This is a genomic window from Cryobacterium sp. 10I5 (genome assembly GCF_035019865.1).
Lineage (GTDB): Bacteria > Actinomycetota > Actinomycetes > Actinomycetales > Microbacteriaceae > Cryobacterium > Cryobacterium breve_A.
Genome location: NZ_JASJVI010000007.1, coordinates 43,888 through 64,569, shown reverse-complemented (window position 1 = coordinate 64,569; position 20,682 = coordinate 43,888). Strand labels below are relative to the sequence as shown.

24 protein-coding genes are annotated in these 20,682 nt (G+C 69.5%); 19 read left to right on the top strand and 5 right to left on the bottom strand.

What is annotated here, in order from left to right:
- Position 1 precedes the first annotated feature (1 nt).
- Entirely contained in the window at positions 2-313 is a 312-nt protein-coding gene (locus QN350_RS04235; RefSeq protein WP_322138539.1) for a hypothetical protein, read from the top strand.
- On the top strand, positions 310-1,782 hold the full coding sequence (locus QN350_RS04230) for a hypothetical protein (protein ID WP_322138540.1): 1,473 nt from the start codon (positions 310-312) through the stop codon (positions 1,780-1,782). Before QN350_RS04235 ends, QN350_RS04230 begins: the two co-directional genes overlap by 4 nt.
- 24 nt (positions 1,783-1,806) lie before the next feature.
- On the opposite strand, the gene QN350_RS04225 is transcribed toward QN350_RS04230, so the two are convergent.
- Complete coding sequence (locus QN350_RS04225) at positions 1,807-2,199, bottom strand: phage holin family protein (RefSeq protein ID WP_281533602.1); 393 nt, start codon at positions 2,197-2,199, stop codon at positions 1,807-1,809.
- Positions 2,200-2,302: 103 nt separating this feature from the next.
- Here QN350_RS04225 and QN350_RS04220 point away from each other — a divergent pair, with 103 nt between their 5' ends.
- The 15 genes from QN350_RS04220 (at position 2,303) to QN350_RS04150 (ending at position 15,740) form a co-directional block, all read left to right on the top strand.
- Positions 2,303-3,406 carry a histidinol-phosphate transaminase gene (locus tag QN350_RS04220; protein WP_322138541.1) on the top strand — a complete coding sequence of 368 codons (1,104 nt, stop codon included), beginning with the start codon at positions 2,303-2,305 and terminating at the stop codon, positions 3,404-3,406.
- 4 nt (positions 3,407-3,410) lie between these two features.
- Positions 3,411-4,538 (top strand): pyruvate dehydrogenase (acetyl-transferring) E1 component subunit alpha, encoded by a 1,128-nt coding sequence (gene pdhA / locus QN350_RS04215; protein ID WP_281533604.1) that lies wholly within the window; start codon positions 3,411-3,413, stop codon positions 4,536-4,538.
- Between the two features lie 98 nt (positions 4,539-4,636).
- The gene (locus QN350_RS04210; protein WP_323515896.1) at positions 4,637-5,596 is read left to right on the top strand and encodes an alpha-ketoacid dehydrogenase subunit beta; all 960 of its coding nucleotides are present in this window, start codon (positions 4,637-4,639) and stop codon (positions 5,594-5,596) included.
- Positions 5,597-5,641: 45 nt separating this feature from the next.
- Positions 5,642-7,051 carry a dihydrolipoamide acetyltransferase family protein gene (locus QN350_RS04205; RefSeq protein ID WP_322138542.1) on the top strand — a complete coding sequence of 470 codons (1,410 nt, stop codon included), beginning with the start codon at positions 5,642-5,644 and terminating at the stop codon, positions 7,049-7,051.
- Positions 7,052-7,169: 118 nt separating this feature from the next.
- Positions 7,170-7,928 carry a VIT family protein gene (locus QN350_RS04200; protein WP_322138543.1) on the top strand — a complete coding sequence of 253 codons (759 nt, stop codon included), beginning with the start codon at positions 7,170-7,172 and terminating at the stop codon, positions 7,926-7,928.
- Positions 7,929-8,078: 150 nt separating this feature from the next.
- Positions 8,079-9,113: a metal ABC transporter substrate-binding protein gene (locus QN350_RS04195; RefSeq protein WP_322138544.1), complete on the top strand. Its 1,035-nt coding sequence runs from the start codon at positions 8,079-8,081 to the stop codon at positions 9,111-9,113.
- 4 nt (positions 9,114-9,117) lie between these two features.
- Positions 9,118-9,909, top strand: a complete 792-nt coding sequence (locus QN350_RS04190; protein WP_323507842.1) for a metal ABC transporter ATP-binding protein — start codon at positions 9,118-9,120, stop codon at positions 9,907-9,909.
- Positions 9,910-10,791, top strand: a complete 882-nt coding sequence (locus tag QN350_RS04185; protein WP_322138546.1) for a metal ABC transporter permease — start codon at positions 9,910-9,912, stop codon at positions 10,789-10,791.
- On the top strand, positions 10,791-11,678 hold the full coding sequence (locus tag QN350_RS04180; protein WP_322138547.1) for a metal ABC transporter permease: 888 nt from the start codon (positions 10,791-10,793) through the stop codon (positions 11,676-11,678). Before QN350_RS04185 ends, QN350_RS04180 begins: the two co-directional genes overlap by 1 nt.
- The gene (locus tag QN350_RS04175) at positions 11,675-12,085 is read left to right on the top strand and encodes a transcriptional repressor (protein WP_322138548.1); all 411 of its coding nucleotides are present in this window, start codon (positions 11,675-11,677) and stop codon (positions 12,083-12,085) included. The genes QN350_RS04180 and QN350_RS04175 overlap by 4 nt, the downstream gene beginning before the upstream one ends.
- A gap of 175 nt (positions 12,086-12,260) precedes the next feature.
- Positions 12,261-12,497, top strand: a complete 237-nt coding sequence (gene rpmB, locus QN350_RS04170) for a 50S ribosomal protein L28 (RefSeq protein WP_134448494.1) — start codon at positions 12,261-12,263, stop codon at positions 12,495-12,497.
- On the top strand, positions 12,497-12,664 hold the full coding sequence (gene rpmG / locus QN350_RS04165) for a 50S ribosomal protein L33 (RefSeq protein ID WP_092322741.1): 168 nt from the start codon (positions 12,497-12,499) through the stop codon (positions 12,662-12,664). The genes rpmB and rpmG overlap by 1 nt, the downstream gene beginning before the upstream one ends.
- A 3-nt stretch (positions 12,665-12,667) precedes the next feature.
- On the top strand, positions 12,668-12,973 hold the full coding sequence (gene rpsN / locus QN350_RS04160) for a 30S ribosomal protein S14 (RefSeq protein ID WP_134448490.1): 306 nt from the start codon (positions 12,668-12,670) through the stop codon (positions 12,971-12,973).
- A 333-nt stretch (positions 12,974-13,306) separates the two neighbouring features.
- A complete protein-coding gene (locus QN350_RS04155) occupies positions 13,307-13,594 on the top strand; it encodes an HU family DNA-binding protein (protein ID WP_134534790.1) in 288 nt (95 codons plus the stop codon).
- A 136-nt stretch (positions 13,595-13,730) separates the two neighbouring features.
- Positions 13,731-15,740, top strand: coding sequence for a cytochrome c oxidase assembly protein (locus tag QN350_RS04150; protein WP_322138549.1), 2,010 nt, complete (start codon positions 13,731-13,733; stop codon positions 15,738-15,740).
- A gap of 16 nt (positions 15,741-15,756) precedes the next feature.
- Here QN350_RS04150 and QN350_RS04145 read toward each other — a convergent pair whose 3' ends face one another.
- On the bottom strand, positions 15,757-16,821 hold the full coding sequence (locus QN350_RS04145) for a hypothetical protein (RefSeq protein WP_322138550.1): 1,065 nt from the start codon (positions 16,819-16,821) through the stop codon (positions 15,757-15,759).
- Between the two features lie 173 nt (positions 16,822-16,994).
- Here QN350_RS04145 and QN350_RS04140 point away from each other — a divergent pair, with 173 nt between their 5' ends.
- Positions 16,995-18,287: an ATP-dependent DNA helicase gene (locus QN350_RS04140; RefSeq protein WP_322138551.1), complete on the top strand. Its 1,293-nt coding sequence runs from the start codon at positions 16,995-16,997 to the stop codon at positions 18,285-18,287.
- Positions 18,288-18,342: 55 nt separating this feature from the next.
- Here the strand turns inward: QN350_RS04140 and QN350_RS04135 are convergent, their stop codons facing one another.
- Both QN350_RS04135 and QN350_RS04130 read right to left on the bottom strand, forming a co-directional pair.
- On the bottom strand, positions 18,343-18,924 hold the full coding sequence (locus QN350_RS04135) for a hypothetical protein (RefSeq protein ID WP_281533610.1): 582 nt from the start codon (positions 18,922-18,924) through the stop codon (positions 18,343-18,345).
- Positions 18,925-18,980: 56 nt separating this feature from the next.
- A complete protein-coding gene (locus QN350_RS04130; RefSeq protein WP_281533611.1) occupies positions 18,981-19,391 on the bottom strand; it encodes a DUF4383 domain-containing protein in 411 nt (136 codons plus the stop codon).
- A gap of 134 nt (positions 19,392-19,525) precedes the next feature.
- On the opposite strand from QN350_RS04130, the gene QN350_RS04125 reads away from it, so the two are divergent.
- Positions 19,526-20,059: a DinB family protein gene (locus tag QN350_RS04125; protein ID WP_281533612.1), complete on the top strand. Its 534-nt coding sequence runs from the start codon at positions 19,526-19,528 to the stop codon at positions 20,057-20,059.
- A 75-nt stretch (positions 20,060-20,134) separates the two neighbouring features.
- Here the strand turns inward: QN350_RS04125 and QN350_RS04120 are convergent, their stop codons facing one another.
- Positions 20,135-20,401 carry a GlsB/YeaQ/YmgE family stress response membrane protein gene (locus QN350_RS04120; RefSeq protein ID WP_134448476.1) on the bottom strand — a complete coding sequence of 89 codons (267 nt, stop codon included), beginning with the start codon at positions 20,399-20,401 and terminating at the stop codon, positions 20,135-20,137.
- Positions 20,402-20,682 lie beyond the last annotated feature (281 nt).

Below are 20,682 nucleotides of genomic sequence, written 5' to 3'. Positions count from 1 at the left end.
GATGCAGTGGTGGCAATATCCGCCGGAGACCGACCGGTTGACCGAGCTACGGCACCAGCGGATGCTGCTGCGCACCCTGGCTGACGACGTCGCCCTCGCCGCGCGCCGGCTTCTCCCGGCCGGCGCGCCCGCCGAGTGGCGCTCGGAGGCGCAGCGCGCCTACCTCGAACGCCGCTGGGAGCTCGCCGCGCTCCTGGCCGGGGCGGAGCGGAGCATCGAGGAGACGCTCACCGCGGTACTCGTGCGCATCGAGGGTGAGAAGGCGCAGCTCGCAGCCGTTGCCCGGGCGAACCCGGGTGGATGGTCGGAGTGAGCGGGCCGGAGTCCGGCGAAGGCCTGCTGGTCTCCGGCGGCGGCGGAACCCTCGTCGCGACGGATGCTGTTCTTGCCGAGGCGGCCGTGCTCCGCACGCTCCAGACGGAAGCCGAGTCCTGGCGGGCCCGGCTCGCCCGGATCCGCGCGCTCGACTCCGTGCAGACGCCCGCCGTGCGTTGGACAGACGCCGATCCGGGCCTCGGCATCCTGCTGACAGACACCGTGTTCGCCGACATCGTCGAGCGCAGCAGAACCCTCGCCGATGCGCTCCTGACGGCCGCGGAAGACTATGGGCGCGTCGAGCGCGCGGTCGAGCGCGCGAGCGGGGTTGCGGGAGCCTGGCTCGGCTACCTCGTGGGGCGCGCAGCCCCGCTGATGATTCTCGGCGCGCTGCCGAACCTCGCGGCGATCGCGCTCGGCGGGCTCGCGGGTCGGGCGCTGTTCGGCGGGGTGTTCACAGAGGGGAGCCTGGCGGACGTCGCTGCGTGGTTCCAGGCGAACCCGGGCCTGTTGAGCGACCCGGCCGTCGTCGCCGCGGTGCGCGTACTCGTGTCCTCCGCCGACGACGCGGCCGTCGGTGCGCTCGGATTGCCGTTCCCCGCAGCGCTCGAGCTCGGCGACGAGGGGCTCGGTATGCTCGGACTCGCGTCCGCCGCCGGGGCGGCGCTCCTCCTGGTCCGCCCGTTCGGCCTCCTCAGGGAGACGCCGGTGAGCGTGCACCGGGTGACCGAGACGGGCAGCCCGGTGCATCCGGCCGTCCTCTCGGCCCTGCCTCCTGACGGGTTCGGGGAGCTCGCGCGGCGAATCCCCGACGCGCGGGCCGAGGGCCCGCAGATCCGGATCGAGCGCTACGCCGGTGCCGCCGGCTCCCCACCGTCCTGGATCGTGTACATCGGCGGCACCGCGGAGTGGGACCCGACGGGGACCGGGCAGCCGTTCGACCTGGCCAGCGACGTCTCCGGCGCGGCGGCGCCGCTCGGCCCCTCCGGCGCGTACCGTGCCGTGGTCGAGGCGATGCACGCGGCCGGTGTCCAGCCGCAGGACCCGGTGCTCCCGGTGGGGCACTCCCTCGGCGGCCAGATCGCGGTCCAGCTCGCCGAGTCCGGAGAGTTCAACGCCGTCGGCGTCGCGTCCTTCGGCAGCCCGACGGCGGCGCTCTCCATTCCGGCCGGGGTGGAGGCCGTCACCGTCGAGCACACGGACGACATCGTTCCGGCGTTCGGCGGCACTGCGGCCGGGATCGACGACCGGGTCCTCGTGCGCAGCAGGGCGTTCGCCGCCGGCGAGGCGCCGGCCGGGCAGGCGCTGCCCGCCCATTCCCTCACGAGTTACCAGGCCACCGCCCGCCTGATGGACGACTCAGCGGAGCCGAACCTGCTGCGCTTCCGGGACACCCTGGCCGGGGTCGGCGCATCGGGATCGGCGGAGGTCACCCGGTGGCGCGGCATCCGGGTGGCCGGGCCGTGACCGGGCGGCGGAAGACCTGGCCGGTTACTGGCGGCCGGTGGCCGGACGCGCGAGCACGCCGAGCAGCCAGCTGATGATGCCGAGCACGAGCGCCCCGAGCACCCCGGTCCAGAACCCGTCGACCTGCAGTCCGAAACCCAGGCCGTCGGAGATCAGGGCAACGAGCAACAGGAGGAGTCCGTTGACGATGAGCGCGAGGAGGCCGAGGGTCAGCACGTAGAGCGGGAAGGCGATGACGCGCACAAAGCCGCCGATCACGCCGTTGACCAGACCGAAGATGAGGGCGATGAGCAGATAGGTCACGACGATGGCGCCGGTGTCCGGGGCATAGGGTTCGACGCTCACTCCCGACACGAGGAGGGTGGTGAGCCACAGGGCGACGGCATTGAGAATCAGCTTGATCAGGAATCGGGCCATGCGACCACTATGGCACCTGACCGGGCGCTGCGCACTCGTGGAACGGCCGGTTTCCGCGTGGCTCATGCGGCCCCGCGAATACGCCCCGGCGTAGAATCGCCGAGTGAGCCCCACAGACCAGTCAGCGGTGCGACTGCGCCCCGAAATCATCGCCCTCCCGGCCTACAGGCAGGGAAAGGCGGCAGCCGCGAGTGCCTTCAAGCTCTCGAGCAACGAGAACCCATTCGGGCCGCTGCCCGGCGTGATCGCCGCTGTCGGCGCCGAGACCGCTTACAACCGCTATCCGGATGCCTCGGCGTCCGAGCTGCGGGAACGCCTCGCCGCCCGCTACGGACGTTCGGCTGACGAGGTACACGTGGGCAGCGGCTCCGTCGCCCTGCTCTCCCAGCTCATCCTCGCCGCCGCGGGCCCGGGAGACGAGGTCGTCTACTCCTGGCGATCCTTCGAGGCATACCCGAGCCTCGTCACCGTCGCCGGCGCGACGAGCGTGCAGGTGCCCAACCGACCGGATCACGGCCACGACCTCGCCGCGATGGCCGCCGCGATCACCGACAGAACCCGCGTGCTGATCGTCTGCAGCCCGAACAACCCCACCGGCACGATCGTGCGCGCTGCGGAGTTCGAGGCATTCATGGATGCCATCCCCTCGACGCTGCTCGTCATCCTCGACGAGGCGTACGCCGAGTTCGTGACCGACCCCGACGCGGTGAAGGGCGTCTCCCTGCTGGGCCGCTACCCGAACCTCGTCGTGCTGCGCACCTTCTCCAAGGCCTACGGCCTCGCCGGGCTCCGCGTCGGCTACGGCCTCGGGCCGGTCGCGATCCTCGACGCGGCCCGTGCGACGGCGATTCCGTTGTCGGTCACGGGTGTCGCCAGCGCTGCCGCGATCGCATCGCTCGATGTCGATGACGAGCTCATGGACCGGGTGCGCACCATTGGCATCCGTCGTGACACGATCTGGCGCGCGCTCACGGAGCAGGGCTGGAACACCCCCGCACCTCAGGGCAACTTCATCTGGCTGCCGACGGGCGCGGAAACCGGTGCCGCGGCCGCGGCGCTCGGTGCGGCCGGGCTCGTGGTGAGGCCGTTCCCCGAGGGCATCCGGATCTCGACCGGCGAGGAAGAATCTGTGGAAGAACTACTGCGAACCTGCGCGGACCTTGTACACAATCTACCAATGGGGCATTCGGCCCGGCGGCTAGGTTAGTACGATGGCAGCGCTCGAGAACGACTCACCCCTGGTCCAGGTGCTCTCCACGAGTGGCCTCGTCGAGCCGAGCGAGGCGGCGGCGGAGTTCATGCCGTACCTCGACCGCCTGACCGAAGACGACCTCCGCAGGTTCTACCGCGACATGGTCGTCGTCCGCCGCTTCGACAAGGAGGCGGCGAACCTGCAACGCCAGGGCCAGCTCGCCCTCTGGGTGCCGAGTCATGGCCAGGAGGCCGCCCAGGTCGGCAGTGCGTACGCCACCCGCCCACAGGACCACGTCTTCCCCTCCTACCGGGAGCACGTCGTCGGCATGATCCGCGGGCTCGACCTCGTCGACATCCTGCGGATGCTGCGCGGCGTCACCCTCGGCGGCTGGACCCCGGAGGAGCACGGCAACTTCCACCTGTACACCCTCGTGCTCGCCTCGCAGACCCTGCACGCGACCGGCTACGCGATGGGCATGCAGCTCGACGGCACGACCGCGACCGGCAACCCGGAGACCGACGAGGCGGTGATCGTCTACTACGGCGATGGAGCCTCCTCCCAGGGCGACGCGAACGAGGCCCTCGTCTTCGCGGCGAGCTACCAGACCCCGCAGGTCTTCTTCCTGCAGAACAACCACTGGGCGATCTCGGTCCCGGTCACCCGGCAGTCACGCACCCCGCTCTACCTCCGCGCGGGCGGCTTCGGCATGCCCGGTACCCAGGTCGACGGCAACGACGTGCTCGCAAGCTACGCCGTCACCGCCAAGCACCTCGACGACGCCCGCGCAGGCAAGGGCCCCGCCCTGATCGAGGCGATGACCTACCGGGTCGGAGCGCACACCACCGCAGACGACCCCACCAAGTACCGTGACCCGGAGGAACTCGCCGCCTGGGTCGCGAAAGACCCGATCGTCCGGTTCCGCGCCTACCTGCAGGGCCTCGGAGTCGAGCAGGACTTCCTCGACTCCGTCGACGAAGAGGCAGAGGACCACGCAGCGGATGTCCGCCGCCGGGCTCTCGAGATCCGCTCGCCCGAGCGCTCGGTCATCTTCGACAACGTCTACGCCGAACCCCACCCGCTGATCCAGGAGCAGAAGGCCTGGCTCGACCGATACGAAGCATCCTTCGAAGGAGGCGACGCGTGAGCGACACGATCGTGACCGAGACCCCGGTCCTGAAGTCGGCCGCACCGGCCGCTCCCGCCGCGGCATCCGCTGCGCCCGCCACCTCGGCGAACCTCCCGATGGCGAAGGCCCTGAACGCCGGCCTCCGCCAGGCGATGCTCGACAACCCGAAGGTCCTGATGATGGGCGAGGACATCGGGCCGCTCGGCGGAGTGTTCCGCGTCACCGAGGGCCTGCACGCCGAATTCGGCGACAAGCGCGTGCTCGACACCCCGCTCGCCGAGTCCGGCATCGTCGGCACCGCGATCGGACTCGCCCTCCGCGGTTACCGTCCGGTCTGCGAGATCCAGTTCGACGGCTTCGTCTTCCCCGGCTTCGACCAGATCACCAGCCAGCTCTCCCGGATGCGCAACCGGCACGAGGGCCAGGTCACGATGCCCGTCGTGATCCGGATTCCATACGGCGGACACATCGGATCGATCGAGCACCACCAGGAGAGCCCGGAGGCGTACTTCGCGCACACCCCCGGATTGCGCGTGGTCAGCCCGTCGAACCCGCATGACGCCTATTGGATGATGCAGGAGGCGATCGCCTCGGATGACCCGATCATCTTCTTCGAGCCGAAGAGCCGTTACTGGCCCAAGGGCGAGGTGCGTTTCGGCGCGAGCGGGATTCCACTGCACGCGAGCCGGGTCGTCCGCGCCGGCACCGACGTCACGATCGTCGGGCACGGCGCCATGGTCACGGTGCTTTTGCAGGCCGCTGAACTCGCCGCGGTCGAAGGCATCAGCATCGAGGTCGTCGACCTGCGCTCGATCTCGCCGATCGACTACGGTCCCATCCTCACCTCCGTGGAGAAGACTGGCCACCTGGTCGTCGCCCAGGAGGCATACGGCTTCGTGAGCGTCGGCTCCGAGATCGCCGCGACCGTGACGGAGCGATCGTTCTATCACCTCGAGGCTCCCGTGCTGCGCGTCTCCGGCTTCGACACCCCCTTCCCGCCCGCCGCGGTCGAGACCCACTTCCTGCCGTCCCCCGACCGTGTCCTCGAAGCGGTCGATCGTTCCCTCGCGTACTGACATGCACCGCCCCGCACCTCGCATGACCCACAGCAAGGAACCCAGATGAGCGTCCTGAATTTCACCCTTCCCGATGTCGGTGAGGGCCTCACCGAGGCTGAAATCGTCGAGTGGCGGGTCGCCCCCGGCGACACCGTGTCGATCAACCAGGTGCTCGTCGAGATCGAGACGGCCAAGTCGCTCGTCGAACTGCCGTCCCCGTTCGTCGGTGTCGTCGGCGCCATCCTCGTCGAGGTCGGAACGACCGTGGACGTCGGAACGGTCATCATCACCATCGTCCCGGCCGAGGAGCCCGCCCCCGTTGGTTCGGCTCCGGCCGCTGCCCCCGCTGCCGTGGCGGCGGATGCCGAAGCAGGGCAGGTACCCGCCGCGAGCGTCACCGAGCTGGCCGGCGCGGCCCTCGACACCGGGTCGACCATCACCGCTGAGGAACCGAAGGTGCTCGTGGGCCGGGGAGCCGCCCCGAGCGTGCCGACCCGTCGCCGGCGCGGGTCCGACGGCGCCGCGCCGCACGCCTCGATCGCTCCTCCCGCGATCGAAACGCCCCGGCCGCCTGCCGCAGCCCAGGCCCGGGCGCCGCGCGCGGCATCCGCCGGGCCGGTCATCGCCAAGCCGCCGATCCGCAAGCTCGCGAAGGATCTCGGGGTCGACCTCGCCCTCGTCGAAGCGACCGGGCCGGTCGGCGACGTCACACGCGAGGACGTGCTGCGCGGGGCGACCCAGGCGAGCGTGTTCCGCAACATCCAGACACCGGAATGGCCGAGTGACCGCGAGGAGCACATCCCGGTCAAGGGTGTGCGCAAGGCGATCGCGCAGGCCATGGTCGGCAGCGCCTTCACCGCGCCGCACGTCAGCCTGTTCGTCGACGTCGACGCCACGCGCACGATGGAGTTCGTCAAGCGCCTCAAGGCCTCGACCGACTTCGCCGGGGTGCGCGTCTCACCGATGCTGATCATGGCGAAGGCGATGATCTGGGCGGTGCGCCGCAACCCCACCGTCAACTCGGTCTTCACGGACCAGGAGATCATCATCAAGCACTACGTGAACCTCGGCATTGCCGCGGCCACCCCGCGCGGGCTGATCGTGCCGAACGTCAAAGAGGCCCAGGACATGAGCCTGCTCGAGCTCGCCCGCGCCCTCGAGATGCTCACCCTGACCGCCCGTGACGGCAAGACCACCCCGGCAGACCAGGCAGGGGGCACGATCACGATCACCAATATCGGCGTCTTCGGCATGGACACCGGCACCCCGATCCTGAACTCGGGCGAAGCCGGGATCGTCGCCCTCGGCACGATCAAGCCCAAGCCCTGGGTCGTCGACGGCGAGGTGCGGGTGCGCCAGGTCACGACCATCGGCGCGAGCTTCGACCACCGGGTCGTCGACGGTGACGTGGCGAGCCGCTTCCTGGCGGACGTCGCGAGCATCATCGAGGAACCGGCCCTCCTCCTCGAATAGCGCGTCCCGAACAGCGCACAAACTTTGGGAAGCCTTACCTCACCAGCCCTTTAATGCGCTGGTGAGGTAAGGCTTTCCACGCTGGCGGGCGCGGATTCCCTGTGGTCTGATGTTCTTCATGACCTCCATCGCCCCCGCCAGAATCGCCCCCGTCGTCCCAGCGGTCGAGGCAGCAGCCGACGACCGGAAGCGCAGCGAGAGCCATGCCGGCCGCCTGAACTGGCTCCGCGCCGGGGTGCTCGGCGCCAACGACGGCATCGTCTCCGTCGCTGCCCTCGTCGTCGGCGTCGCCGGCGCGAGCGGCTCGACAGCAGTCATCGCCGCAGCGGGCACCGCCGGCCTCGTCGGCGGCGCGATCTCGATGGCCCTCGGCGAATACGTCTCCGTCAGCAGCCAGAGCGACAGCCAGCGCACCCTGATCGCGCGCGAGAAGCGCGAACTGAGCGTCGACCCGGAGGGCGAACTCGAGGAACTCGCGCAACTCTACGAAAAGCAGGGCCTCGCGCCCGCGACGGCCCGGCAGGTCGCCGTGGAGTTCACGGCGATCGACCCGGTGCGCGCCCACCTGCTCGCCGAGCACAGCATCACCGAGGACGATGTCGTGAGCGCCTGGCACGCCGCCTGGGTCTCGGCCGCGGCGTTCACGCTCGGGGCCCTGCTCCCGTTCCTGGCCATCCTGCTGCTGCCCGCAAGCGTCCGCATCCCGATCACCTTCGGCGCGGTGCTCGTCGCCCTGGCCGCGCTCGGCGCGACCGGCGCCCACCTCGGCGGCAGCCCCAAGCTCCGCGCCATCATCCGCGTCGTGCTCGGCGGCGCCGCAGCACTCGTCGTGACCTTCCTGATCGGGTCGCTCCTCGGCACCTCCGGCGTCGTCTAGCGGCGCATCGCGGAGCAACTGTTGCCGGTGCGGACAACTGTGGCTCGTACACGGGCAACAGTTGTCCGCGCCGGAAACTGGCGGCGGCAGTCAGCGCAGCTGCGACCTAATGGTTTTGACAATCATTATCAATAGGGATACCGTCACTGTGTGACAGCTTCCCGATTCGTCCTCCCCGCGCTCCTGGCCGCGGCCGCGCTCGCCCTCAGCGGATGCTCGGCCTCGAGTGCCGGGTCAGCGGGCGGTTTCGGGGGCTCCGCGGGCGATCTCAAGGTCGTCGCGACGACGACCCAGGTTGCCGACCTCACCCGGAACATCATCGGCGACACCCCTGGTGTCACGCTCACCCAGCTGATCCAGCCGAACCAGAGTGCACACAGCTACGACCCTTCCGCGGCCGACCTGACGGCCCTCGGCCGTGCCGATGTGCTCGTGATCAACGGCGTCGGCCTCGAGGAATGGCTCACCGACGCGATCGACGCTTCGGGCTTCCACGGAGTGACGATCGACTCCGACGCCGGCATCACGATCGCAGCGGATGCGGCGGGCAATGATTCAGCGGCCGGCAATGCCTCCACGGATGCCGCACACGACCACGCTGGCGGCAACCCGCATATCTGGACCGACGTCGCCAACGCGGAGGCCATGACCCGGACCATCGCCGCAGGCCTCGCGACCGCGAGCACAGCAGACACCGGACGCGCCGCCGCTCTCGCGGCCAACGCCGCGGCGTACGACACCCGGCTCACCGCACTCGACAGCTGGATCCGCGCGAACATCGACCCCGTCCCCGCCGCGGAACGGCTCCTCGTCAGCAACCACGACGCCTTCGGCTATTTCACGACCGCGTACGGAATCACCTACGTCGGCAGCGTGATCCCCAGCTTCGACGACAACGCCGAACCGAGCGCGAGCGACATCGACCAGCTCGTCACGAAGATCAGGGCCACCGGCGTCAAGGCCGTCTTCTCCGAGGCGTCGATCAGCCCCAAGGCCGCGGACACGATCGCCCGGCAGGCCGGGGTGACCGTCTACTCCGGCGAGAACGCCCTCTACGGCGACTCCCTCGGCCCGGCGGGCAGCGACGGCGCCACCTACATCGCCGCCCAGGAGCACAATGTGCGCCTGATCCTCGAGTCCTGGGGTGTCACCCCCACCGCCGTCCCGGCAGACCTGCGAGAGTGAAGACGTGAACGAGAACGATTCTCAACCGAGGAGCACCGTGCCGCTCGCCCTCCACGTGGCCGGGGCATCCTTCGCATACGCCCAGACGCCCGCTCTCGAAGACGTCACCTTCGACCTGCGCGCGGGCGAGGCCGTCGCCCTGATCGGGCCGAACGGCTCGGGAAAGTCGACCCTGCTCAAGGGTGTGCTCGGCCTGATCCATCGAACGAAAGGCACCGTCGAGGTGCTCGGTGAGTCCCCGGCCCCCGCAGGCGCGGTCGGGTACGTGCCCCAGGCCGACGAGCTCGACCCGGAATTCCCCGTCACCCTCGAGCAGGTCGTGATGATGGGACGGTACCGTTCCCTCGGCTGGCTGCGCCTGCCCGGCAAACGCGACCGCGCGCACGTCGCCGCGGCCCTCGAGGCCGTCGGGCTCGCCGAACGCGCCAGGACCCGGTTCGGGGAACTCTCCGGGGGTCAGCAGCAGCGCGGCCTCCTCGCCCGCGCCCTCGCATCCGGGCCCCGCCTGCTCCTGCTCGACGAACCGTTCAACGGCCTCGACCAGGAGAACCGCAACGCGCTCGTCGACACCGTGAAGCGGCTCAAGGCCGACGGCGTTGCCGTGCTCGTCTCGACGCACGACCTCGAACTCGCCCGCGACGTCTGCGAATCGGTCCTCCTCCTCAACGGCGGACAGGTCGCGTTCGGCCCCCTCGACGAGGTGCTCAGCCTCGAGAACGTCCAGCGCACCTTCCGCGCTGTCGGGGTCGAACTCGACGAGCACACGGTCGTCGTGCCCGGCCACACGGGGCACTGAGTGGATGCCTGGGGCGCGCTCCTCGACGCATACTCCCTGCCGTTCATGGCCCGCGCCCTCATGGTGCTGCTCGTTCTCAGCCTGGTCGCGGGCATCGTCGGCGTGCTCGTCAACCTGCGCGGGCTCGAATTCATCAGCGACGGGCTCACCCACGCGGTGTTCCCGGGCATCGCGATCGGTTTCGTCTGGGGCGGCCGCGAGGGCCTCTTCGCGGGGGCCATCGTCGCGGCCGTGCTCACCGCCGTGGTGCTCGCCGTGCTGATGCGCCGCGCGGTCCCGGTCGACGCCGCGATCGCGATCGTGTTCACGGCCATGTTCAGCATCGGCGTGATCGTGGTGTCCCGACAGACCAACTACGTCGGCCAGCTCGAACAACTCCTGTTCGGGCGGCTGCTCACGATCAGCGTGGTCGAGGTCGTCCAGACGGTCGTGATCTGCGCGATCGCCCTCCTCCTCGTGGGCGTCACGCTCAAGGAGCAACTCTTCCGCGCCTTCGACCGCACCGGGTTCTCCGCCGTCGGCTACCGGCCCTTCGTGCTCGACCTCGTGCTCAACGTGGCGATCGCCCTCGTCGTCGTCGCCGCGTCGAGCGCCGTCGGAACCCTGCTCGTGCTCGCGGTGCTGATCGTTCCCGGCGCGGTCGCACGGCTCGTGACCGTGCGCCTCTGGCTTCTGTTCCCGGTCGCGGCGGTGTTCGCCGCCGTCGCGGCGTGGATCGGCCTCTCCCTCGGCTATCTGGCATCCGTGGGGGCAGGCGTCAACCTGCCGAGCGGCGCGACCGTCGTGCTCGTGCTCGTCTCCGGTTATGCGCTCGCGCTCGTCGGCCGGCTCCTGCGGGGCCGGGTGCGCGCGCCGCGGCCCCTTCCCGCGGCGGTGCGCTGATGGACTACTTCAGCACCGCGCTCCTCGCCGCCGCCGTGATCGGCGCGCTCTGCGGTCTCGTCGGCTCCCTCGTGGTGCTCCGCAGGCGCACCTTCTTCGCCCAGGCGCTCACCCACGCGACCTTCCCCGGAGCGGTCGGCGCCGCGATGCTCGGGCTGAGCATCCCGCTCGGGGCCTTCGTCGCAAGCATCGCCATCGTCGGCATCATGACCCTGATCAGCCGGGTGCGCCGCCAGGGCAGCCAGGTGGCCTCGGGCATCGTCCTCACGGCGGGCTTCGCGCTCGGGGTGCTCCTGCAGGCGCTCAACCCGTCCCTGCCCGTGCACGTCGATTCGTTCCTCGTCGGATCCATCCTGACCACGACCGGCTCCGACATCGGGCTCGCCGCCGGCGTGCTCGGGCTCGCCGTGCTGGCCGTCGTCTTCTTCGGCAAGGAACTCCTGTTCTCCACCTTCGATCCGAACGGCTACCGCGCGGCCGGCTACCGGGAATGGCCCGTGGAACTGCTCACCCTGGGCCTCATCACCGCGACCGTCGTCACGGCGATGCCCGCCGTCGGCGCGATCCTCGCGATCGCCCTGATCGCCGCTCCCGCGGCCGCCGCGCGCCTGCTCGCCCGCACCGTCGGCCAGATCCTCATCGCGGCACCCGTCCTCGGGGCGACCGCCGGGATCAGCGGGGTACTGCTCTCCCGCGCCCTCGACGTCGCCGCCGGGCCGGCGATCGCACTCACCGCGGCAGCCTTCTTCCTCCTGGCCCTCGCCGTGCGTCAGCTCCGCTCCCGGGCCGGCAGCCCCCGGACCAGTGGCTCCCCGACCCGCACCCGGACCGCCCGGCCGGCCACCGGTCGTGCCGGAACCCGGGCCAGCCTAGGGTGGAAGTCATGAAGCGCAACACCTGGCAGCGCGAGGCCGTGCGCACGGCCCTCAGCGACACGGTCGGATTCGTCAGCGTGCAGGGCCTGCACAGCCGCCTGCACGCCACCGGCTCCCCGATCGGACTGGCGACGGTCTACCGCGCCCTCGCCGACCTCGCCGGGGAAGGTGAGGCCGACTGCCTGCAGTCGCCGGACGGCGAAAGCCTGTACCGGGCCTGCAGCACGACCGACCACCACCACCACCTGATCTGCCGGCACTGCGGACTCACCGTCGAAATCGAAGCGGATGCCGTCGAAACCTGGGCGAAGAACGTCGCCGCCGAGCACGGCTTCACCCAGGCCGCCCACGTCGTCGACGTATTCGGCCTCTGCGCGGAGTGCACCGCCGCATCCGCCGCCACCACCGCCATCGCCTGAGCCGAGTTGCGCGGACACCCGCTGACCCGTAGAGTTGGCGGTTGCTGCGCATATCTTTGCGTGCACTGCCGGAATGCATCGGCTTCGCTTCCTGAACCAGTGAAGTGGAACTGCTGTGCCCGGCCGACAAGAGATCTTGGGAAGGGCATTCGCCCTTCGGTATTGGAGGAGAACCATGGCAGCAACCTGCCAGGTGACCGGAGCCGTTCCCGGCTTTGGACACAACGTTTCGCACTCGCACCGACGCACCAAGCGTCGTTTCGACCCGAACGTACAGACCAAAAAGTACTACGTGCCTTCGTTGCGCCGTAACGTCACCCTGACCCTCTCGGTCAAGGGAATCAAGGTTATCGATGCTCGTGGCATTGAGTCGGTCGTCAAGGACCTGCTCGCCCGTGGGGAGAAAATCTAATGGCCAAGCAGCATGACGTCCGCCCGATCATCAAGCTCCGTTCGACGGCCGGCACCGGTTACACCTATGTGACCCGCAAGAACCGTCGTAACGACCCCGACCGTCTCGTACTCAAGAAGTACGACCCCGTAGTGCGCAAGCACGTTGACTTCCGAGAGGAGCGCTAACACATGGCCAAGAAGAGCAAGATCGCCCGTAACGAACAGCGCAAGATCGTTGTTGCCCGTTACGCCGTCAAGCGCCTGGAGCTGAAGAAGGCCCTCGTCGACGAGTCCGGTACGGACGAGTCGCGCGAGGCAGCCCGCCTCGGCCTCCAGAAGCTTCCCCGCAACGCTTCGCCGGTGCGCGTGCGCAACCGCGACGCCGTCGACGGTCGCCCCCGTGGCCACCTCTCCAAGTTCGGCATCTCGCGCGTGCGTTTCCGCGACATGGCGCACCGCGGCGAGCTGCCCGGCATCACCAAGTCCAGCTGGTAACACCCGCTGAATCGCTCCGCTGAACTCCGGTTCCGCGAATGAGGGGATGTCGACTCCGGTCGACATCCCCTTTTGCGTACCCGGGCGGATGCGCCGGCAAGGCATCCCGGATTCCGTTCCGACTCCGCCCGGATTCCGCGCACAGCGGAAATGGGCATCCAGAAGGGGCAAAAAGCACCCCAAGATGTCGAAAAACGCCGGAAATACGCGGAAGTTCCCGGAACTCTGTTAGATTCAACGCGGTCCAACCGACCAACGGAGGCGTCTTCTGGCGTCGCCCGCATTACCCGCATACCTGTTTTTTTACAGACGAAGGTCCGAGGAGGACACTCAATGGCTGACAAGTCGCTGAACAAGACCGAGCTCGTTGCCAAGGTTGCCGCAGACTCTGGCCAGAGCCAGGTCGCCGTCGACAGCGTGCTCAACGCATTCTTTGCCGCGCTCGCCGAAACCGTCGCCAACGACGGCAAGGTCACCATCCCGGGCTGGCTCGGCGTCGAGCGCACCGCCACCGCGGCGCGCACCGGCCGCAACCCGCAGACGGGCGAGGAAATCGCCATCGCCGCCGGTCACCGCGTCAAGCTGACCGCCGGCAGCAAGCTGAAGGCCGCCGCCAAGTAGCATTCGCACCAGTTTCACCAGTTTCACCAGATTCACCCCGAGGAGGGCGTTGGCTTCGGCCGGCGCCCTCCTCTGTGTGTCGGCCGGCGGCATCCGCTCGCGGGCTGCCCACCGGCGGGCCGGTTAAGCTGGAGCGGTGCCTCGTCTCGTGCGGATTTCCGGTCCTGCAGCCCTCCTCCTGGTGGCCGTGCTCTCGACCCTGCTCGCCCTCGCCTACGGCGGCGGCGCTGCCGCGCAACTGCTCGCCGACCCGGGGCCGCTCGTGCGCTGGGGACTCCCGGTCGCCAAGCTCCTGGTCAACCTCGGTGCGGCTGGGACGATCGGCGCCCTCGTGCTCGCCTGCTTCGCGCTCAGCCCCCGCGAGAGCGCATACGGCACCTCGATCGACTTCGCGGCCGGGGCCGCAGCCCTCTTCACCGCCGCATCGGCGCTCACCGGGTTCCTGACCTTCCTGCAGGTGACGGATGTCCCGCTCGCCTTCGACGACCGCTTCAGTGCGACGGCCGGCCAGTTCTTCAGCGACATCGAACTCGGCCAGGCCTGGCTCGCGACCACACTCATCGCCGCGGGTGTCACGGTGCTGTGCTTCGCCGTGCGCAGCCAGACCGGGCTCGTCTTCGTCACGGCGCTCGCGGTCGGCGCCCTGGTTCCGATGGCGCTCCAGGGCCACGCGGCGGGCAGCGCGGGCCACGACGTCGCGATCACCGCACTCGGGCTGCACCTCGTGTTCGCGGCGATCTGGCTCGGTGGGCTCCTGACGATCATCGTTCTCCACCGGCAGCTCGACGGCACCCGCATCAACGCCGTCATCGGTCGGTATTCGACGCTCGCCCTGGTGAGTTTCATCGTCGTCGCGGCCTCCGGCTACGTCAGCGCGGAACTGCGCATCGGCAGCATCGACCGGCTCCTGACCCCGTACGGCATCCTCGTGCTCGTGAAGGTCGTCGCCCTCATCACGCTCGGCGGCTTCGGCGTGCTGCAGCGCCGGTTCCTCGTCGAGCGGATGCACCGGGCCACGCTCGCGGGACCGGGCGCCGCCGGCCGCAGCGCGGGCACCTGGTTCTGGTGGCTCGTGGTCGCCGAGCTCGCGTTCATGGGACTCGCCTCCGGCGTCGCGGCGGCACTCGCCCGTACCGCGACCCCGGTCGCCCAGGTCGTCGCGACCCAGGTCGCCACCTCGACCCCCGCGCAGATCCTCACCGGCGAACTCCTGCCGCCCGAGCTGACCTTCGCCCGCTACTTCACCGAATGGGACTTCGACCTGGCCTGGGTGCTGTTCTGCGCGTTCGGGATCTTCTTTTACCTGGCCGGGGTGTACCGGCTGCACAAGCGCGGCGACGCCTGGCCGGTCTACCGGACCGTGTCCTGGGTGGTCGGGATGCTCATCCTCTTCTACATCACCAACGGCGGCGCCAACCTGTACGCGAAGTACCTGTTCTCCTCGCACATGCTGATGCACATGGCGCTGACCATGCTCGTGCCGGTGTTCCTCGTGCCCGGGGCCCCGATCACCCTCGCCGCCCGGGCCATCCACAAACGCACCGACGAGAGCCGCGGAGCCCGCGAATGGATCCTCCTCGCGGTGCACTCCCGCTACGCCGGCGTCCTGACCAACCCGATCGTCGCCGCCGTGCTGTGGGCCGGGTCGCTCTGGGTGTTCTACTACTCGAACCTGTTCAGCTGGGCGACGACCGACCACATCGGGCACGAGTGGATGGTCGTGCACTTCCTGATCACCGGGTACCTGTTCGTGCAGTCCCTGATCGGCATCGACCCGGTGCCGTACCGGCTGCCGTACGCCTTCCGGCTACTGCTCCTCCTCGGAACGATGGCGTTCCACGCCTTCTTCGGGGTCGCCCTGATGACCGGGACGGGCCTCCTCCTCGCCGACTGGTACGGCGCGATGGGCCGCACCTGGGGGGTCAGCGCGATCGCCGACCAGCAGCTGGGCGGCGGTATCGCCTGGAGCGTCGGCGAGATCCCGACGATCGCGCTCGCGATCGCCGTTGCGATCCAGTGGTCCCGCAGCGACGAGAAGGAAACCCGGCGCAAGGACCGCAACGCCGATCGGACCGGCGAGGCCGAGCTCATCCGCTACAACGCCCAGCTCGAGCGGCTCGCCTCGCGCGACACCCGGCAGCCCTAGTCCCGGGCGGAACGGGTCAGCGGAGCTGGATCGCGAGCGACCCGTCTGCCCCCACGACGACCTGGATCGCGACCGCGAACGGCACGTCCTCGTCCCGGGTGCTGAGGTCCCCGTCGAAGAGCGACTGCACGGCCACCTTGATGTGCGCCCGCCCGGCCGTCGACGGCATGTCGAAGGCGGTGTCCCCGGCGGCGAGCGTCACGGCGGGGTATTCGGCGATCGACCAGGTCGGCACCGACTTGACCCGGTCGTTGATCTCGATCCCGAACGGGCAGTCAGAGGGCTGCAGCACCTTCTGCGTCGCGCAGGTGTCGAGGAAGCTGTTGAGCTCGGACTGGACCTGGCCGACGAAGGAGGCGTTCGGTTCGGCGTCGACCGAGACATCCGTCGCCCCGGACTGCGTCACGGGGACCGACTGCGGCGCCGCGCTCAGCAGGGCTGACTCGTGCGCGATCGTGTACCGGGCCGGGGCGAAGGCGAGGTAGGCGGCCTGGTTCGAGAAGGTCACAGGGGCGTCGGGGGCCGCGTGCGCGCGGGTGTCGAGGGTGAGGCCGTTGACCGAGAAGCTCGCCTCGTGCAGCACCGTGACCCCGAGCACCGCGAGCGGGCTGGTGTCGAAGCGCCAGGAGTCGAAGACGGCCGCGTACGTGCCCGCCCTCGCCACCCGGAATTCCATCGTCGCCGGCGCGCCGTCGAGGTCGAAGGCGTAGACGACGGTGTGCATCTCGGCGGCGCCGGTGCCCGCGGAACCCGGCGTCGCGGTGTCGCTCACGAGGCTGATCGCGGTGATCGAACTGAGCACGGATGTCCGCAGCAGGGTGTCGGGAAGATCCGTCGGCAGGCCCGCCGCCGTCTGCTCTGCCGCGGTCGGGGTCACCCCCGGCAGGCTTAGCGCGCTCGCGGTGTCGTGCCTGGCCAGAGCGTCGAGGTATTGGCGCACGAAACCGCCCGCGCTGTAGACCTCGCGGTTGAGCGAACCGATCGCCGCGAACAGCGCAGCGACGAGGAGGACGGCAACCACGACGACGGCGACGAGGGTTCGACCCCGTTCGCGCAGGGCCGTGCGGTCGCGGTTGCTCACGTGCACATTCTACGGGCGCGACTCTGAGGGTGCGGCCGGTGGGCGGTGGCGGGCGATCACGGGCGTGGGCGCGGGCCGTCAGTGACGTTGTCCACGAATGCCCGGCATCCACCCCGGCACCGGCCAGGGCGGATACAGTGGAATGTTCCCATCATTCCTACTGAAAGCGACCCGTGTCCCCGATTTCGTTGTCGCGTGAGCAGGCCGAGGTCTACCAGGCCATCGAGAACACGCGCCAGAATGTCTTCGTGACCGGGCGCGCCGGCACCGGCAAGTCGACGCTGCTGAACCACCTGTCGTGGAACACCAGCAAGCAGATCGTGATCGCCGCCCCGACCGGTGTCGCGGCGCTCAACGTGGGCGGGCAGACGATCCATTCGCTCTTCCGGCTGCCGATCGGGGTCATCGCCGACCACGCGATCGACCAGAACGACCAGGTCAAGAAGCTGCTCAACACGATCGACACCGTCGTGATCGACGAGGTCTCGATGGTCAACGCCGACCTGATGGACGCGATCGACCGCAGCCTCCGCCAGGCCAGGCAGCGCCCGAACGACAGCTTCGGCGGCGTGCAGATCGTGCTGTTCGGTGACCCGTACCAGCTCGCGCCGGTGCCCGGCGATTCCGACGAGCGGGCGTACTTCACCGACACCTATCGGTCGATGTGGTTCTTCGACGCGAAGGTCTGGAAGGGCGCCGAGCTGCGCATCTTCGAGCTGACCGAGGTGCACCGGCAGCGCGACGCCGACTTCCGGCACATGCTGAACGCCGTGCGGTACGGGCAGGTCACCGCGGAGATCGGCGGCGCACTCAACGCGGCGGGCGCCCGCACGCCGCCGACGGAGGGCGTGATCACCCTCGCGACCCGCAACGACGCGGTCAACCGGATCAACGCGGCGGCGCTCAAGCGACTGCCGGGCAAGGCGCTCACCGCGAAGGCCGAGGTCACCGGCGATTTCGGCGGCCGCACGTATCCGGCGGACGCGGTGCTCGAGCTCAAGGTGGGCGCCCAGGTGATGTTCCTGCGGAACGACTCCCCGCTCGACGGCGGCCCGCGCTGGGTCAACGGCAGCATCGGCACGGTCACGAAGGTGAACTCGACCGTGTTCGTCGAGATCGACGGCACGACGCACGAGGTCGAGCCGGCCGTGTGGGAGAAGTACAAGTACAGCTACAACCAGGCGACGAAGAAGCTGAGCAGGGACGTCGTCGCCGAGTTCACCCAGTTCCCGCTGCGGCTGGCCTGGGCGGTCACGATCCACAAGTCCCAGGGCGCGACCTACGAACGGGCGATCGTCGACCTCGGCACCCGCGTCTTCAGCCCCGGCCAGACCTACGTGGCGCTCAGCCGGCTGACCAACCTCGACGGCCTGTACCTCACCCGGCCGCTGCGGCCGAGCGACATCATCGTCGACGAGGACGTCCAGCGCTTCATGGGCAGCCAGGGCGCGCTGCCCGCGGCCTGACCGGGCCGCCTCTCCTCGACAGCGGATGCCGCGGCCGGTCGCCGGGAACAGCCGGCTAGTGGTGGTGGCCGGCCGGGGCGTCGGGGGTCGGCGCGAGGGGAAGACCGTGCGAGCCGTGCGGGACGGCGTGCGCGCCGGCATCCGTCGCGGCCAGCGCCGGAGTGGTGAGCCCGGAGACGACGAGGGCCGCGAGCGTGAGGGCCGCGAGGAAGCGCCACCCGCCCGCCGTCTCACCCGCGGAGGCACGTGGAACTCCCTCTGTGGTGCTGGTGCTGGTGGTGCGGCGGGTGCGGCGCAGCACGAGTGCGAGGGAGCAGGCGAGAAAGAGGTCGAAGAGCGTGGCGGTGGCCATCGGCTGCAGCGGGAGTCCGGTCGCGGCCGCCGGCACACCGAGGCCGCTGCCGAGGGTCGCGACGGCACCCCAGATGAAAACGGGGATGAGGGCTCCGAAGAGCGCTGCCCCGGGGGCGAGTGCCCGCCCCCGGACCAGCGTTACGGCGCCCCAGCCGAGCTCGGCGGCACCGAGACCGACCAGGGTGATCATGAGGAGCACCGGGGCGCTCGCCCCCACGGCAAGGTGGATCGTGCCCGCGCCGATGGCGGAGAAGGCCAACCAAAGGCGGCTGATCGGGGTCATGATGCTCCTGTTCGTGGGGGTGTGGGCTGCGGTTGTGCGGTGCCGGGTGGGACGGGTCAGGCGACCGCGGAGTGCCGGACGACCTTGTCTGTCGCGAGGCCCGCTCCGAGCAGCACGATCGCGCTCGCGAGGTGGAGGAAGTGGTCGGCGGTGTTGAGGGCCAGGATGTTGAGGGCCGAGCTCGCGATGAAGAACCCGACGATTCCGAGGAGCAGGTAGACCGCGCCGACGGTGGTGTTGACGGACTTGGCCGCGGTGACGCCCGAGAGTCCGGCGATGAGCAGCGCGGCGCCGATCAGCAGGTGGGCGACGTTGTGCAGCGGGTTGACGGCGAAGAGGCCGAGCAGGAGCCCGCCCTGGGTGGCGATGAAGCTGACGCCGCCCGTGACAGCGAAGCCGAGCAGGCCGACGAGTAGGTAGACGGCACCGAAGACGGTGGCGACGAGGCGATTCGGTGAAGTGCGCATGGGATGTTCCTCCTGGTAGGGACCGCACGGCGTGCGGTTGCCAGTAGTTCGGAGTGAACCTCACAGCGGATTGGGAGGTGCGCGGATTCGTCGGGGCCTGCAGTGGAAGGTGCGGGGATTGGTAGGCTCGCGCCATGAATATTCCCCCGGACACCAAGGACTGGACCTGGGTGCTCGAGCGCCCCTGCCCCGAGTGCGGATTCGTGGCCGCCGACGTGGCTTTCGACGACATCCCGCGGCTGATCCGGGCCAATGCCGCGGCCTGGGGTCCCGTGCTCGAGCGGGCGGATGTCGCGGTGCGGCCCGACGACCACACCTGGTCGGCCCTCGAGTACGCGGCCCACGTTCGGGATGTCTTCCGCATTTTCACCGTCCGGCTCGCGCTGATGCGCACGGAGGACGATCCGCTGTTCCCGAACTGGGACCAGGACGCGACCGCGGTGGCGGAACGCTATGGCGAGCAGGCCCCTGAGCGGGTCGCCGTCGAACTGGCCGAGGCCGCGACATCCGCGGCGGCTGCCTTCGCGGCCGTTCCGGCCGAGGAACGGGGCCGGGTCGGCAGGCGCAGCGATGGCGCCCGGTTCACGGTGACCACGATGGGCCAGTACTTCGTGCATGACCCGGTGCACCACCTGCACGATGTCACCGAGGTGTCACAGCACCAGTGAGGTCGCGGCTGCCGTTTCTGAGGCGGGCAGCGCGGGGTGACGACGACGGTGATGCACCGGGAGTGTGCGCTCCGACTAGGCGGTGTGCCTCCGGTTGACGACGGCGCCGTAGATCAGCAGCACGATGATCGACCCGGCGATGGCGAGCAACCAGCTCGACAGCTGGAAGAAGTCGCCGATACCGACGCCGAAGAGCAGGGATCCGAGCCAGCCGCCGAGGATCGCGCCCACCACTCCGAGGAGGAGGGTCACGAACCACCCGCCGCCCTGGGTGCCGGGCAGGATGGCCTTGGCGATCGCCCCGGCGATCAGGCCGAGAAGTAGAAATCCGATGAAACTCATGTCAAGCGTCCTTTCGCTTACAAGCGTTGTTTCACGTGGTGTGTCATCACGAACCTGCCCTCCGACTCGGGCGCGGGTGCAGGCCAGCCTCCATCTCCGTCTTAATCACTGAGTGTGCCACCATCCGGTGATCCGGTCACGGGGCGGCGGCCGGAATGCAACCCGATTCCGGAATATGCCGTGAGTTACGATTGGCCTGCGCCTTGCAACTGATCCCCCCGGTCTCAGCGACTCAAGCGGCACCCCGTTCTCACGGCGGACGCCCGGCGCAGATCGACGGA

Bases quoted from the DNA above. Each gene is read 5' to 3' on its own strand.
- QN350_RS04180 (WP_322138547.1), top strand. From the start codon at position 10,791: ATGGACTACTTCAGCACCGCGCTCCTCGCCGCCGCCGTGATCGGCGCG.
- QN350_RS04120 (WP_134448476.1), bottom strand. From the start codon at position 20,401: ATGAGTTTCATCGGATTTCTACTTCTCGGCCTGATCGCCGGGGCGATC.
- rpmG (WP_092322741.1), top strand. From the start codon at position 12,497: ATGGCCAAGCAGCATGACGTCCGCCCGATCATCAAGCTCCGTTCGACG.
- rpsN (WP_134448490.1), top strand. From the start codon at position 12,668: ATGGCCAAGAAGAGCAAGATCGCCCGTAACGAACAGCGCAAGATCGTT.
- QN350_RS04235 (WP_322138539.1), top strand. From the start codon at position 2: ATGCAGTGGTGGCAATATCCGCCGGAGACCGACCGGTTGACCGAGCTA.
- QN350_RS04175 (WP_322138548.1), top strand. From the start codon at position 11,675: ATGAAGCGCAACACCTGGCAGCGCGAGGCCGTGCGCACGGCCCTCAGC.
- QN350_RS04135 (WP_281533610.1), bottom strand. From the start codon at position 18,924: ATGACCCCGATCAGCCGCCTTTGGTTGGCCTTCTCCGCCATCGGCGCG.
- rpmB (WP_134448494.1), top strand. From the start codon at position 12,261: ATGGCAGCAACCTGCCAGGTGACCGGAGCCGTTCCCGGCTTTGGACAC.
- QN350_RS04200 (WP_322138543.1), top strand. From the start codon at position 7,170: ATGACCTCCATCGCCCCCGCCAGAATCGCCCCCGTCGTCCCAGCGGTC.
- QN350_RS04210 (WP_323515896.1), top strand. From the start codon at position 4,637: ATGGCGAAGGCCCTGAACGCCGGCCTCCGCCAGGCGATGCTCGACAAC.
- pdhA (WP_281533604.1), top strand. From the start codon at position 3,411: ATGGCAGCGCTCGAGAACGACTCACCCCTGGTCCAGGTGCTCTCCACG.
- QN350_RS04125 (WP_281533612.1), top strand. From the start codon at position 19,526: ATGAATATTCCCCCGGACACCAAGGACTGGACCTGGGTGCTCGAGCGC.
- QN350_RS04155 (WP_134534790.1), top strand. From the start codon at position 13,307: ATGGCTGACAAGTCGCTGAACAAGACCGAGCTCGTTGCCAAGGTTGCC.
- QN350_RS04225 (WP_281533602.1), bottom strand. From the start codon at position 2,199: ATGGCCCGATTCCTGATCAAGCTGATTCTCAATGCCGTCGCCCTGTGG.
- QN350_RS04205 (WP_322138542.1), top strand. From the start codon at position 5,642: ATGAGCGTCCTGAATTTCACCCTTCCCGATGTCGGTGAGGGCCTCACC.
- QN350_RS04130 (WP_281533611.1), bottom strand. From the start codon at position 19,391: ATGCGCACTTCACCGAATCGCCTCGTCGCCACCGTCTTCGGTGCCGTC.